Origin of the sequence: Streptomyces sp. NPDC001604 (genome assembly GCF_042893475.1) — a bacterium.
Classification (GTDB): domain Bacteria; phylum Actinomycetota; class Actinomycetes; order Streptomycetales; family Streptomycetaceae; genus Streptomyces.
Map to the genome: position 1 here is coordinate 131,267 of NZ_JBIAUY010000009.1, position 13,693 is coordinate 144,959.

Below are 13,693 nucleotides of genomic sequence, written 5' to 3' on the forward strand. Positions count from 1 at the left end.
AGCCCTCAGGGCGCGAGGGAGAAGTAGCTCTCCTCCTCCTGCGTGAAGTGCAGGCGCAGCACGGTGTGCAGGCCGTAGAGGCAGGCCCGTAGGTCGTCGAGCTGCTCCGGTGACAGGGAGCCGTCGCGGCGGGCCAGCGCCAGATGGGTGGCGATACGGCGGGCGAGTCGTGCGATCTCCGCGTGCGCACGGCTCATCGTGACCGTCGCCTCGGGCCCGCCGAGGGTCGGGGCGAGCGCGGGATACAGCTGGTGCTCCTCGGCGTCCTCGTGCGGCAGCAGGCGCTCGGTGAGCAGCCGGTGCACTTCGCCCACCGCGGCGAGGGACTGCGGGCCCGCCCCGTCCGACAACCGGTCCGCGGCATCGCGTACGGCGTCCAGGACGTCCCGGAGGTCGTCGTGTTCCGCGGCGAACCGGTGGATGAGGGCCTCGGCCGAGGGCGTGAGCAGCGGCCGGCCCCGCCGGTCGTCCCGCAGCACGCGCAGCGCGTTGAGGATCACCGCGACGTCGATGCCCTCCTGCAGCACAGCGCCCACGGCAGGCGCCAGCAGGCCGAAGGCGGCCGCGACCATGGCGGCCAGCGACAGCAGCATGCCGCCGAGTGCGCTCTGCACGGCGATGCGCCGGGCCCGTACGGCGATGGCGACGGCGTCGGCCAGCCGGTCCACCCGGTCGGTGGTCAGGACGATGTCGGCGGCCTCGGAGGATGCCGTGGAGCCCCGGGCGCCCATCGCCACGCCGACGTCGGCGGCCGCGAGGGCAGGGGCGTCGTTGACTCCGTCGCCGACCATCACGGTGACGGCACGTTCGTGCTCGGCGCGCACCGCGGCGACCTTGTCGGCGGGCGCCAGGCCTGCCCGTACGTCGTCCAGGCCGAGGACGGCGCCCACCTCGCGCGCGGGCTCGGCCCGGTCACCGGTGAGCATCACGAGCCGTTCGATGCCCGCCGCGCGCAGGCGGCGCAGGGTGCGCGGGGCGTCCGGGCGCAGCGGATCGCGCAGGAGCACGGCGCCGACGGGGCTGCCGTCCACGCAGAGCCAGGCCACCGCCGCCTCGTTCGGCCACCTGGGCGCGGCGGCCGATCGTCATTCGCCGCCCTGCCACGGCGCCGGCCGCACCGCGGCCCGGCTCCTCCGACACGTCATCGGGCACGGACAGCCGAAGCCCCCGCTCGCGGGCCGTGTCGACCACGGCCTCGGCCAGGACATGCGGGGAGTACTGGTCGAGGGAGGCCGCAAGCCGCAGCACCTGGGCCGGCTGCCAGCGCGGCGCGGCGACCACGTCGAGAACGCGGGGCCGGCCGGCCGTGAGGGTGCCCGTCTTGTCGAGCAGCAGTGTCCGGGCCCGGCCGAGGTTCTCCAGCGCGCCTCCGTCGCGGATCACGACCCCCAGGCGGGAGGCCCGGGACAGACCGGAGACGACAGCCACCGGCGCCGCCAGCAGCAGCGGACACGGTGTCGCCACCACCAGCACCGCCACCGCCCGCACGGCGGAACCGCTCAGCAGCCAGGCCAGTCCGGCGACCGCCAGGGACAGCGGCAGGAACCAGGCCGCGTACCGGTCGGCCAGCCGCACCACGGGAGCGGACTCCGCGCCCGCCTGCCGGGCCAGCCGCACGATCCCCGCGTAGGTGCTGTCCTGCTCGGTCGCGGTGGCGCGCAGCTCGAAGGCGCCGCCCGCGTTGACCACCCCGCTGCGCACCGCCTCGCCCTGCACACGCCGCACGGTGAGCGGCTCGCCGGTCAGCGCTGACTCGTCCAGCACGGCCTCCGTCCCGGCCACCCGGCCGTCGACGGCCACCACCTCGCCGGGCCCCACGACCAGCAGATCACCGGCGGCGACCTGCGCCGACGGGACCGTGCCCACCCCGTCGTCGGTGAGCAGCCGCGCGGTGCGCGGAGCACGCTCCAGCAGGGCCCGCAGATCACGGGAGGCGCGCCGCTGCGCCGCCGCCTCGAGGGTGCGGCCGGTGGCGAGCATCAGCGCGATGAGTGCTCCGGCCAGGTACTCGTGCACCAGCAGGGTGCCACCGAGCGCCAGCACGGCGATCACGTCGACGCCGGCGTGGCCGCGCCGCAGGTCGGCCAGCACCCAGCCGAGCGCCGGTCCCACGGCGGCGAGGGTGCCCACGGCCCAGCACAGATCGGCGGGACCGGGAGCGTCGGCAAGCCGGGCGATGCCGCCCGCGGCGAGTGCGGCCGCCGTCACGGTCAGCAGGACGGGTTCGAGCCCCGGCGCCCCGAACGGCCTGCGCCGCTGTTGTTTCCCTCTGGTGCTTCGGTCCATGACAAGCCTCGATCGGGCAGGCGGTGCGGTCAGTCGAGCGGAACCACGGCGACGGGGCACGGCAGGTGGTGCAGGGCCGCGTGCGCGACGGGACCGAGCTTCCAGGTGAGCGGCGAGGGACGGCGCCGGCGGCCCACCACGGTGAGCCTGCTGCGCACGGACGCGGCGAGCAGAACCTGTGACGCGGAACCCCGGGCCACGTGGTCGACGACCTCGACGCCGGGGAACTTCTCCTGCCACGGTGCGAGGTCGGCGGCGAGCCGCGTGCGTTCGTCCGCCTCGTAGCCCTCCCCGGGACGGTCCGCGTGCGGATGCGTCACCAGCGACGGCGGCGGCAGCGCCCGGACCGCGCGCACCCTGGCTCCGTGCACCTCGGCTGCGGTGAAGGCGAACTCCAGCAGCGGATCGGCGGCCGGCGCGGGTTCCTGCACGCCGACGACGACCTCCTGCCGGCCGATCGCCGCCGGGTGACCCCAACCGTCCTCCACGGCGGGATCGCCGGCCCGCACGGTCACGGCCGGGCACTGGACCACGCCCAGGACGTGCAGGCTGACGGAGCCGAGCAGGAAGCCGGCCACGGAGCCGTGGCCGCGCGAGCCGAGCACCAGGAGCGTCGCCCTCTCGCCCGCGTCCACGAGGGCCTTCGAGGCGGACTCCGACACCAGTTCGGTGACCAGGGACAGGTCGGCGTACCGGTGCAGCAGTTCGGCCTCCGTCCGCTGCAGCACCCGCCCTCCGTAGCGCTGCTTGCTGAGGGCCTCCTGCGCGACGGGCACGTCGAGCGGCTGGGTGGTCCAGGAGTGCAGCAGCACCACGGGCAGGTGCCGGTCCATGGCTTCGCGCGCCGCCCACCACGCCGCTGTGACGCTCGCGGGAGAGCCGTCGACTCCGACGACGACGGGTCCGGGCATGGTGCACCTCCGGTGTCGGCACGGCGAATGCCGCGCATATGCCTCCCACCCTCAAGGCTGGCCGCCGCACGACCGGCGAGGGAGGGCCGGACGGTGCGCGCCTTGGGCCCGTATGGCCCACGGCGACGGGATGCCGTGCGACGGACGCCGGCTTTCGAAGGAGGCACTGGCAGGCGTAATGCATGGCTGGAACACGTAGCTGCTTTGCCGGCCGCCGATCTCCGGCGCCTCGCCGTCGAACTGGACAGCATGATCGGCCGACACCGTGACGTCGCTGCTCGGTGACCGCTGACTGCTCGGAAGGTGAGTTGAGGTGGGTCGGGCGTGGCACGGGTACATGCGCGCCGGGGGCTTCCCCGTACGAGGTGTTCGCGGTCAGGAGCCGCAGGCGGGCGGCGCGATCGTCCCGCTCCTTATAGGCCGTCATGTGGGCAGCGATCACGCCGACGGCCAACGGGATGGCGAAGGAAGTGCCACTCCACTTCGCGTCGCCTTCGAACATCACCTGGTCCGCCATGGCCGAGGTGGGCGTTCCGGCCTCGACCTCCCGGAGCCGTGGCTCGGTCAGCCGTCTGCCGATCAGGCGTCACTGTCCCGGGACCCTGCGGGCCGAGATCGTTGTTCCGCAGCGGCCTTGATCGCGCGGAGCGTCCCGCGCAGAACGACGCCGACGCCTGGGGAAACGAGCGTCCAATAGCGGCCGAAACGGGCCGTGGACGCCGGGTCGGTGCAGGCGGTGCGCGCCTCGTAGGTGAGCAGGGACCGCCGGGTGCCGTATGGATGGACCACGAAGGCAGCCGCCATCTTCGCCCAGCCGGCCTCGCCGAACGACGTGAATTGCTCCGGTTCGACCCGCCGCCACTCGATGGAGGCCCTCCACGGCTTCCCGACCGCTCCGAAGACCAGCTCACGTCCCGGTTTGTCGCCCAGCGCCACCCAAGGCTGTCCCTCCCAGGCTTCACCAGCGGTGTCGAACAGGTCGGCCACCCGCAAGGACGGCGGGCTCGGCATGGACCGGCCGCGGAGGCGGTCAGGCAGTCCGCGCAATGACATGGCCGCGTTGAGCAGTGGAGAGTCGATGGTGAGCAGGTCCAGCCCGCGCGCTGCCTCGTAGGCGGCGGGTGGTGCTGCGGCAAGCGCCGCGCATTCCAGGCGGGAGAAGCCGAACTCGGGCAGCGCACCGTCCAGCAGCAGCGATTCACCGGCGGGAGGGGCGGCGGAGCCAGTACTCATCAAAGCCTCCCGGGAGCACCTGGTCACGCGGCACGGGCGAGCCGCGTGCGCAGGTTGTGGAACTGGCGGGTCTGCATGATGAAGTGGGCAGGTTCCCAGAACACCAAGTCCATCGGCCTCGTGAGCACGCGCGGGCGGCCTCGGCCGTGCGTGCGGACGACGAGGCGGGTGTCCGCCCCGGCCGGTTCGAGGTGGAAGCCCCAGATTGAGCTGACGAACGCCAGGGGCGCGAGTCCATGGAGCGGGTCGAAGGGGCTGCCGGACGGCAGTCGCGTGTCGGCCCGCAGCACCAGGGTCCGTTCCGGTACGAGTGCCACGACGGTGAACCACGTGCGGCCGCTGGGCACGGAGGCAAGCCGCTGTCCCGGCCCCAGGCTCTGCCAATGGGGGACGATGCGATCCGCGCTCGGACGTCCGCCGTTGTCCAGCAGGTCCCAGCTGTACCAGCCGCCGCGGTCGCAGCCCATCTGTGCCAGCCACGGCCAGACGGCCGAAGGCGGCGCGGGCAAGGTCGTGGCCATCGTCGAAATGCTGTCGGCACCGGGGATGAACTCGTCCCCGGGATAGCAACGCGCAGCCTCTTCGCGAGTCGCGCCCCAGGTCAGCATCCTCGGCCGCAGGACCAGGCCGTGCAGCGCCAAGGCGACCGCGACGGCAGCGGCGGCGGCCGGCCCGAGCGTGGCCCGGTGTTGACGCACACTTCAAGAGTTACGTATCCGGCTCGGTGGCGCCATCGAACTATGCGCTGCAGCGGAGGTGGCTTCGAGGAGCGGACATCACCACAGCGCCGCCACCAGCTGGCTGGCAGCCGGGATTCGCGGGGGACGCGCTGGTGTCGGCTCTCGGCGGGTCGGCAGGCTCTTCTGGTGCTGGCGCACCTGCGCTGTGGGCACACGTCTGCGCAGCTCGCAGCCGGGTTCAAGGTCGGGCTGAGCACCGTCTACCGGTACGTCGCCGAAGCCGTGGAAGCGCTGGCGGCTCAGGCGCCGGACCTCGCGGCGGCAGTGAGGGTGGCGCGGCGCAACGGGACCAGCGCGGCTCGTGTGCCTGTCGGTTGGGCCCGAGCGAGATCGGACTCAACGCCCACTCGGTGACGCACTGACGCATTGGAAGGCGTGCACGAGCGCTGCTGAGCCGTGGGTGCACTACCGCGTGCCCCGGCCACGGGACTGGCCGGAACTGATTCTGCTGGTGCATAGTCAGGAATGTCGGAACGCTTCACAGGCATCGTCCGGAAGTCACTGACAGACGGTGAATGGACATAACCCTTCTGTTCACGTGCGGTTTTCGGAGTTCAATCTGAACCCGGCACGCGATGGGCTTCCGGCTGAAATCAAACGGCAAAGGTGCCTACAGCCCAGTCCACTACGAGGTTGAAAGTCACGAAGATCGTGGCGCGAGTGTGTTCTGTCATTCATGTACGCAATGGCTGCGCAGCCTTTGCCTGCGAGATTGCGGGCACTGCAGGCCGCTCATAGCAACCACTCGAAAGTTCATTTGGCATGCTGGGGAAGGTGCATGATGTTCCGTCGGCAAATATTCCGCATCGCCGGTGCGGTTGTAGTGTCGGTAGCCGCGTTGACCGTGAGTGTGACCGCGGCGAGCGCAGACGAGGTCGCGTGTGTCGGGGCGCAGGCGAGCGTCAACGACGAAGATGTCAACACGGGACTACAGTGCCTCGTGCTCCCGCTGTGAGTGCCAGTTTGACGAGTCCCTGTTCGAGCCTCCCGCAACTGATCTTGGTCTGAAGAACCACTGGGGCTCCGCTACTACGGTCGCGTGGATGTGACCGGTTGAGGGCGGATCCGCCTGGGGAAATGAGCAATGGGGTCCCCCTGGTACGCGGTACGGTGCGCTGATGTCAGAGATCAGGACGTTCCAGGTCACCTTCGACTGCGCGGAACCCGAGCGCCTCGCCCGCTTCTGGTGCGAGGTGCTGGGCTACGTCGTACCGCCGCCACCCGCGGGGTTCGCCACCTGGGACGATTTCAAGCGTTCGCAGTCTCCTGAGGAGCGGGATGCATGGTTCGCCTGCGTCGACCCCTCGGGTGTGGGCCCGCGACTGTACTTCCAGCGCGTCCCCGAGGGCAAGGTCGTCAAGAACAGGGTGCATCTCGATGTGCGGGTCGGCACGGGACTCGTGGGTGAGGAACGCCTCGCCGCACTCGAGGCGGAATGCAAACGGCTGATCCCGCTCGGCGCGGTCCACGTGCAAACGCTGTACGACGGCAACGACTCGTGCATCCCGATGCTGGACATCGAGGGCAACGAGTTCTGCATCGACTGAACAGCCGACAGGGCGGGAGTTACCCCGCGGGGGCGAGGTTGTACCGCCGGGCGATGCCGAGCATGGCGGTGTCAACGCCGTCGCCTTTCAGGCGGCAGTCACAAGGACGTTCAGGCCTCTCACCGCACTGCGACTGCAGCCGCGGTCCGACCTTGGCTTCGCGCGTGACCGGCGGGACGATCCATAAAGACTGTCCCGCAATTGTTCTACGGCCCAGCGATGCTGTCGGGGGCGTGGTCTGAGGAGTTGAGGCTGCCGTGGTAACGCGCGGTGCGGGAACACCAGTCGTAGTTGCCGCGGATGGCGGCCCGCATGCCTTGGGCGAACCGGCTAATACTCCAGCTGTAGATCGTGATCTTCATGGCTGGGTTGAGGCTTGTCGATGATCACGTGCGGGCTGAGCGGCGAGGGGGATGCTTGCAGTCTCGCTCTACCAGTCACACGGAGCGTGCAAATCGCGGATCGAGTCGTCGAGTTCCACGGGCCGGTCGGGCCAGCCGTTTGTGGACCATTCGGTGATGCGCCACGCCAGCCTCTTGGGCCAGACAGGGGTACTCGGCAAGAGGGCCACGTCCACCCACTCCAGTTGCTGACCGGGCGACAAGTCGCCGGGAGCCGCACGTTGTTCAGCGTGTTCCGGGTTGCCCAGGCGCATCAGGTAGTAGTGCTCTACGCGGTCGCTGTTGCGTACCACGGCCAGTGGCCGCTCAGCCGTTGCGATCAGACCGGTCTCTTCCGCCAGTTCCCGCTCGGCCGTCACCGATGGGGCTTCCCCTGGCTCGACGCCACCGCCGGGGATGAAGTACTTGTGTCCGTCTTCGGGGGCATACCGGATGAGGAGCATCCGCCCTCTGGCCAGTACGACGGCGCCTCCCCGGCGAGGAACGTCGCGGGCAAGACCCTGCCGTGCATCCGTCATCGTTACTCCTACGCTCCAGCGTTGGTTCGTGATTTTGCTGGTCAGGGCCGGTGCGGCATGGGTGCGGCCACCGTTGATCATCGTGAGTTGTGTGGACTGACAATGAGACGGTGGCCGCAGGCCACAGCATAGATCCCGTCCGTTGGCGGGAGGCGTTCGAGGCGGCCATGGGGCGGATCGCGGGCCGGTTCGCACGGGTCGAACCCCGCCTGCGGGCGGGGCGGTTGGTACTGGGCATGCTGGCTGACCTGCCGCGGAAGAACTGCTGGACGATCGCGGAGTGGGCCGGGGAGGCCAGCCCGCACGGCATGCAGCATCTGCTGTGCCGGGCCGTCTGGGATGCCGATGGCGTCCGTGATGACGTGCGCGAATACGTCGTTGAGCACCTCTATGACGAGGCCGCGGTGCTGGTTGTCGACGAGACCGGTGACCTGAAGAAGGGCACCCGCACGGTCGGGGTCCAGCGCCAGTACACCGGAACGGCCGGCCGGATCGAGAACTCCCAGGTCGCCGTCTACCTCGTCTATGCGGGCGAGCGTGGGCACGCGGCGGTGGACCGGGAGCTGTACATCCCGCGCTCCTGGACGTGCGACCCGGACCGCTGCCGGGCAGCCGGACTCGGCGAGGACACCGTCTTCGCGACCAAGCCGGACCTGGCCCGCACGATGATCGAACGGTTCCTGGAGGCCGGACACCGCGTGGGCTGGGTCACCGGGGACGAGGTCTATGGCGGCAACCCGAAACTGCGCACGGCTCTGGAGGAACGCGGCATCGGCTATGTCCTCGCGGTGGCCTGCTCAACCGAAGTGCCCACCGGCGCAGGCACGTTCCGCGCCGATGCCCTGGCGCGGAAGGTGCCGAAGCGGGCCTGGCAGCAGCTCTCGGCCGGGCGCGGCGCGAAGGGGCAGCGGTTCTACGACTGGGCCGTCATCGACCTCGTCGAGACAGCCCCGGGCCGCCACCAGCTGCTGATCCGCCGCAACCGCAGCACCGGTGAACTCGCCTACTACCGCTGTCACTCCACCACGCCGGCACCCCTGGCCACCCTCGTCAAGGTCGCAGGTTCCAGATGGCGTGTGGAGGAGACCTTCCAAAGTGAGAAGGGGCTGGCCGGGCTGGATGAGCATCAGGTCCGCCGCTACCCCTCCTGGGCCCGCTGGGTCACCCTGGCAATGCTGGCCCATGCCTTCCTCGCCGTCGTCCGCGCCGACGAACACGCACACCGCCCCACGCCGGACGACCTGATCCCGCTGTCCTGCAACGAGATCTGCCGCCTGTTCATCGCGCTCGTCGTCCGGCCCGTCCACGACGCGGCCCACCGGCTTGCCTGGTCCGACTGGCGACGCCGCCACCAGGCGCGATCACGCACCAGTCACTACCGGCGACAAACCGCATCCCGGACATGAAGATCACGATCTACAGCTGGAGTACTAACGCTTGCACGAGCAGGGGCGGGCATGGCGAGGGTGTCGTACAGCAGCGGCAGTTGGGCCTCCGACGTCAGGAACTCCTGCATCCAGTCGTTGATCATGCCGTACGCGGTTCTCAGCGCATCTGCACGGCTGCAGGCCTCCTGTCGCTCCAGGACGAGCACAAGATTGTGGCGATCGCCGTGGGCCTCTTCCTTGGCCAGGGAGTACACGTCGTTGACGATGTTGATGTTCTGGTTGGCGGCGTCCCGCATAGTGCGTAGTAGGGGGCTGTCGTACGCTGCGGCGGGAACCTCGCAGCGCCAGATGCGTTCGACCGCGTCCCACAGGGGTGGCATGAACCCGCTGGTGTAACGCAGTTGCAGGTACTCCTCCACGCCGGGCCAGACAGCGTCGCGACGATGGACGGCTTCTTGCACTTGGGCCTGTAGATACTGGTCCCAGTGCCGTACCGCGCGAGAACGCCAGGCGGGAGACATCCCCTCCTGCTCGCGGGCCCACAGGTCGGCGAAGGCAACCGCGACGGGGGGTGCCCCGCGCAGGGTGGTGCCGGGTGCCGAGTGCACTAGTTCGCGCAGGGTCTCGATGTGCGCCAGGACGGTTTGCGGGTCGCGGCCCAGCGTGCCGTCGAATTGGTCGTCGAAGGTGCAGAACCAGCCCACGAAGTTGCATCCCAGGTCCAAGTCCGGGCTGCCGCAGGCGTGGAACCAGCGGGCGGCGACGTCTTCGGGGTGCCAGCTGCGGTAGCGCGCGACCGTCGTTTCGCCGGCCAGCAGTCCGGTCCGGTGCATCCATGCGATGTGGCGCTCCAGGGCAGCGGCAGCCTCGGGATGGCGCTGGGAGGGGATCGGCATCCAGATCCCGTCATCCGTTCTTCGGCGTGTCTGCCGTACGCGCTTCCCAGCCGGAGCCGCCCCGTCCTGGTCCTGTTGCGTGGACAAGGGGTTCCTCCTGCGGAGCCGAAACCGCACCGAGGGCTCGTATGCGGCCAGGGTGCGCAGCGGACCTGCGGGTTCGGCTGGGACCAGTAGACCAGGCCGCACGGTCGGCCAATAGGCACACCGGGGGCTCTTTGTATCGAACGCCGGGTCTGGAGTACTGGGCCAGTACCGATGGTTGGTACATCGTGCGCCGTCGGCCTTGGAGTCTCCCGTTGGAGAACCGGGTACTGCTGGTCGCGGTTTACTGCGCAGCGATTTGCACGCTGGTGCCCACCCGCGACCACTCGGTGGCCGAGCCGTCGAAGAATCACAGGTACTCCACCAACCACTCAGGTTGTCGCCGATGCTGACCGCCGTCGGGTTGTCGTGGTCCGGCAGCCTCTGCCGGACAAGCGCAGTCGCACTCCCGGATCATCAAGAAGGCACCCCCCTGATCGCCCCTGGCTGTCGGCCACGCCCGCGACGATGTGATGCAACGCCTGTCGTGCGACGCGGGCCGGTGCATCCGGGACGTGTGGGGACTGTCGGCCAGGACCGGGCCGGCGCGGTCACCGTCGCGGTGGCGGCCCTGGCCCCCACGCGTCGGCGCGGACACCGCCCTGACGACCATGGCGATCACCGCGCTCGTCCTGTATCGGCTGTGCGCGCGTGACGGCGGTCCGCCACCAGCCGCACAACCGGACCCGTTGGCTGTGCCTGGCCGGTGTCCTGCCCGTGCAGACCGCCGCCGTCGCCCTGCGCTGGCACGCACCGTCTTCGGGACCGTGCCCCTCGTTGCGGCGCAGTCGGCGGCCCGCCCCGGTAGCGCGTCCAGGCTACGGCTCGCCGAGCCGGTCGTGCGCGCCGTACAGGCGGTCCTGCCGGCCGGGTGAACGTCGGCGCAACCGGCACTGAGGGCCGACCGGCCCCCTCATCACCGCCGGTCAGCCCCTGGGGCCCTGCCCCGTTCCGCTGGACGCTCGAGGTGGAGAGAAACCTGGAGGAGACCGCGATGACGGACCACACGACCAGCGCGCCCCCGGTCCATGCCCTGCTCGCGGACGGCACCACGGTGTGCATCCGTCCCGCGGTGGCTGCCGACCACGCGCAACTACAGGGGCTGTACGAGGAGATGTCCCCGGAGAACCTGCGGCTCAGGTTCTTCGGCCTCAGCTCGCGTTCCGCCGAAATGGCCGCCGATCGCGCCTGCGCCGCACCCCACCGGGGTTACCGTGCGTTGCTCGCCGAGCGGGCGGGCCAGGTGATCGGTCTCGCCGAGTACGACACCGGCGGCCTCGGCACCGAGGCCGACATGTCCATCGCGGTCGCCGACGGACTGCACCATCGCGGTGTCGGCACCCTCCTCGTCGAACACCTCGTCTCCGCCGCACGCGCGGAGGGCATCACGTCGTTCACCGCCGACGCGCTCAGCGAGAACCGCGAGGTGCTCCGGCTCTTCGCGGATCTCGGTCTGCACGTAGGCCGGCGCTTCGAGGGTCCCGAGGTGCGCTGCACCATCGAGCTCGACGAGGACGACACCTACTTCTCGGCGGTCGAGGAACGCGGCCGGGCCGCCGACGTGCTCAGCCTGCGCCCCCTGCTGCGGCCGCAGGCCATCGCCGTCATCGGGGCCGGGCGCAAACCGGGCTCCGTGGGCCGGGCGATCCTGCACCATCTGAAGGCCGGCGGCTACACCCGCCGCATGTTCGCGGTGAACCCCGCCGCGACCTCCCTCTTCGGCGTGCCCTGCCACCCCTCGGTCAGCGCCCTGCCCCTGACCCCCGACCTCGCCGTCGTCGCCGTACCGGCCGCCGCGGTCCCCGCCACCGCAGAGGAGTGCGGCAAGGCGGGCGTGCGGGCCCTGCTCGTGGTCACCGCCGGGCTCGACGCCGACCAGGCGCAGGCGCTGCTGGCGGCCTGCCGCACGTACGGCATGCGGCTGGTGGGCCCCAACTGCCTGGGGCTGTCCAACACCGACCCGGAGCTGAGCCTGGACGCGACCTTCGCCGCGAACCACCCGCGCCCCGGCACGGCCGGCGTGGCGGTGCAGTCCGGCGGGGTGGGCATCGCCCTCCTGGACGGGCTGTCCCGGCTGGGCATCGGCGTGTCGTCCTTCGCGTCGCTCGGCGACAAGTACGACGTCAGCGGCAATGACATGCTCCAGTGGTGGGAGAGCGACGGCCGCACCCGTCTGGCGCTGCTGCACCTGGAGTCGTTCGGCAACCCCCGGGCCTTCTCCCACACCGCCCGCCGCGTCGCGCGCCGTATGCCCGTGCTGACCGTCGACGCGGGCCGCACCGACGCGGGCCGACGCGCCGCCGCCTCGCACACCGCAGCGGCTGCCACCCGCACCATGACCCGTGCGGCGCTCTTCACCCAGGCCGGCATCACCGCCACCCGCTCGGTCGGTGAACTCCTCGAGGCCGCGGCCCTGCTGCACTCCCAGCCGCTGCCCGCCGGACCCCGGATCGCGATCGTCACCAACGCCGGCGGAGCCGGGGTCCTCGCCGCCGACGCCTGCGCCGAGGCCGGACTCACCGTGCCCGCGCCCACCCCGCACCTGGTCGACGACCTGCTCGCCCTGCTGCCCGACGGCGCCGCCGCCGGCAACCCCGTCGACGCCACCGCGGCCGTAACGGAGGACCAGCTCGCGCAGTGCGTCGACCGCCTCATGCGGCACGGCGACGCGGACGCCGTCCTGGTCGCTCTGGTGCCCACCGCCGTGGCCGCGGCCACCGGCGACGACCTCGTACGGGCCGTCACCCGGATGTCCGCACCCCGGCTGAAGCCGGTCGTCGCCGTACGCCTCGAACAGGCGCTGTCCGTGGAACTGCTGCCCGCCAGCGACGGCGGCACCGTGCCCTCGTACGCCGAACCCCAGGCGGCGGCACGGGCGCTGGCCCATGCCGTGCGCCGCACGGAATGGCTCGCCCACCCCGCCGGGACCGTCCCCGCCCTCGACGGCGTCGACACGGCACGTGCCCGCTCCGCCGTCGCGATCTACCTCGACGCCCACCCGGAGGGCGGCTGGCTCGGCCCGCGGGAGTGCGCCGCGCTCCTCGACTGCTACGGCATACCCCAGTTGCCGTGGGCCTGGGCCGAGACCGAGGACGACGCCGTCCTCGCCGCCGACCGGCTGCGCGGCGCCGACGGCCGGGTGGTCATGAAGGGCCACTGGCCGGGGCTCCTGCACAAGACCGCCGAGCACGCCGTCCATCTCGACCTGCGCGGCGACTCCCAAGTGCGCGCCGCCTTCCGTGACTTGGAGACCCGGTTCGCCGGCCTGCTGACCGGCGTGGTGCTGCAGCCGCTCGCCGACCGCGGCACCGAGCTGTTCGCGGGTGTCGTCCAGGACGAGGTCTTCGGCCCGCTCGTGCTGTTCGGCCTCGGCGGCACCGCGACCGAGGTGCTGGCCGACCATGCCGCCCGCCTGGCCCCGCTCACCGATCACGACGTGCACGACCTGATCACGGCGCCGCGCTGTGCTCCGCTCCTGTTCGGTGCGAACGGCGCGCGGCCCGTCGACCTCGAAGGCCTCGAACAGCTGCTGCTGCGCCTGTCCCGGATGGCGGGCGACCTGCCGCAACTCGCCGAGGCCGACTTCAACCCCGTGCTCGCGACACCGGGCGGAGTGACCGTGCTCGACGCACGGGTGCGCCTGCTGCCGCGCACGTCCCACGACCCGTATCTGCGCCGCCTGCGCTGAG

At 71.1% G+C, this 13,693-nt stretch carries 9 protein-coding genes and 4 pseudogenes; 5 read left to right on the forward strand and 8 right to left on the reverse strand.

Features of this window, described 5'->3' with window-relative positions; translation table 11 throughout:
- Positions 1–5 precede the first annotated feature (5 nt).
- The 4 genes and pseudogenes from ACFY1E_RS24785 to ACFY1E_RS24800 form a co-directional block, all read right to left on the reverse strand.
- Positions 6–2,286, reverse strand: a pseudogene (locus tag ACFY1E_RS24785) (heavy metal translocating P-type ATPase).
- Positions 2,287–2,315: 29 nt separating this feature from the next.
- On the reverse strand, positions 2,316–3,197 hold the full coding sequence (locus ACFY1E_RS24790) for a universal stress protein (RefSeq protein WP_389079538.1): 882 nt from the start codon (positions 3,195–3,197) through the stop codon (positions 2,316–2,318).
- 579 nt (positions 3,198–3,776) lie between these two features.
- Positions 3,777–4,430: a hypothetical protein gene (locus tag ACFY1E_RS24795; RefSeq protein WP_389079540.1), complete on the reverse strand. Its 654-nt coding sequence runs from the start codon at positions 4,428–4,430 to the stop codon at positions 3,777–3,779.
- A gap of 23 nt (positions 4,431–4,453) precedes the next feature.
- Positions 4,454–5,128, reverse strand: coding sequence for a hypothetical protein (locus ACFY1E_RS24800; protein WP_389079541.1), 675 nt, complete (start codon positions 5,126–5,128; stop codon positions 4,454–4,456).
- Positions 5,129–5,170: 42 nt separating this feature from the next.
- Between ACFY1E_RS24800 and ACFY1E_RS24805 the strand changes: the two are divergent.
- Together ACFY1E_RS24805 and ACFY1E_RS24810 are read left to right on the forward strand one after the other, a co-directional pair.
- A pseudogene (locus ACFY1E_RS24805) lies at positions 5,171–5,446 on the forward strand (transposase family protein); the annotation flags it as partial.
- An 842-nt stretch (positions 5,447–6,288) separates the two neighbouring features.
- On the forward strand, positions 6,289–6,717 hold the full coding sequence (locus tag ACFY1E_RS24810) for a VOC family protein (RefSeq protein WP_389079543.1): 429 nt from the start codon (positions 6,289–6,291) through the stop codon (positions 6,715–6,717).
- A 19-nt stretch (positions 6,718–6,736) separates the two neighbouring features.
- On the opposite strand, the pseudogene ACFY1E_RS24815 reads toward ACFY1E_RS24810, so the two are convergent.
- The 3 genes and pseudogenes from ACFY1E_RS24815 to ACFY1E_RS24825 all read right to left on the reverse strand — a co-directional run.
- Positions 6,737–6,817: pseudogene (locus ACFY1E_RS24815) on the reverse strand (IS5/IS1182 family transposase); the annotation flags it as partial.
- Positions 6,818–6,923: 106 nt separating this feature from the next.
- A complete protein-coding gene (locus tag ACFY1E_RS24820) occupies positions 6,924–7,079 on the reverse strand; it encodes a hypothetical protein (RefSeq protein WP_389079544.1) in 156 nt (51 codons plus the stop codon).
- A gap of 68 nt (positions 7,080–7,147) precedes the next feature.
- A complete protein-coding gene (locus tag ACFY1E_RS24825) occupies positions 7,148–7,636 on the reverse strand; it encodes an NUDIX hydrolase (RefSeq protein ID WP_389079546.1) in 489 nt (162 codons plus the stop codon).
- A gap of 167 nt (positions 7,637–7,803) precedes the next feature.
- Between ACFY1E_RS24825 and ACFY1E_RS24830 the strand changes: the two genes are divergently transcribed.
- Complete coding sequence (locus tag ACFY1E_RS24830) at positions 7,804–9,042, forward strand: IS701 family transposase (RefSeq protein ID WP_389079817.1); 1,239 nt, start codon at positions 7,804–7,806, stop codon at positions 9,040–9,042.
- Here ACFY1E_RS24830 and ACFY1E_RS24835 read toward each other — a convergent pair.
- Positions 9,012–9,920 carry a pentalenene synthase gene (locus ACFY1E_RS24835; RefSeq protein WP_389079547.1) on the reverse strand — a complete coding sequence of 303 codons (909 nt, stop codon included), beginning with the start codon at positions 9,918–9,920 and terminating at the stop codon, positions 9,012–9,014. The two genes, ACFY1E_RS24830 and ACFY1E_RS24835, sit on opposite strands and share 31 nt — an antisense overlap.
- Positions 9,921–10,267: 347 nt before the next feature.
- Here ACFY1E_RS24835 and ACFY1E_RS24840 point away from each other — a divergent pair.
- Positions 10,268–10,406, forward strand: a pseudogene (locus ACFY1E_RS24840) (IS5/IS1182 family transposase); the annotation flags it as partial.
- A 592-nt stretch (positions 10,407–10,998) separates the two neighbouring features.
- Entirely contained in the window at positions 10,999–13,692 is a 2,694-nt protein-coding gene (locus tag ACFY1E_RS24845; RefSeq protein WP_389079548.1) for a GNAT family N-acetyltransferase, read from the forward strand.
- Position 13,693: the final 1 nt, after the last annotated feature.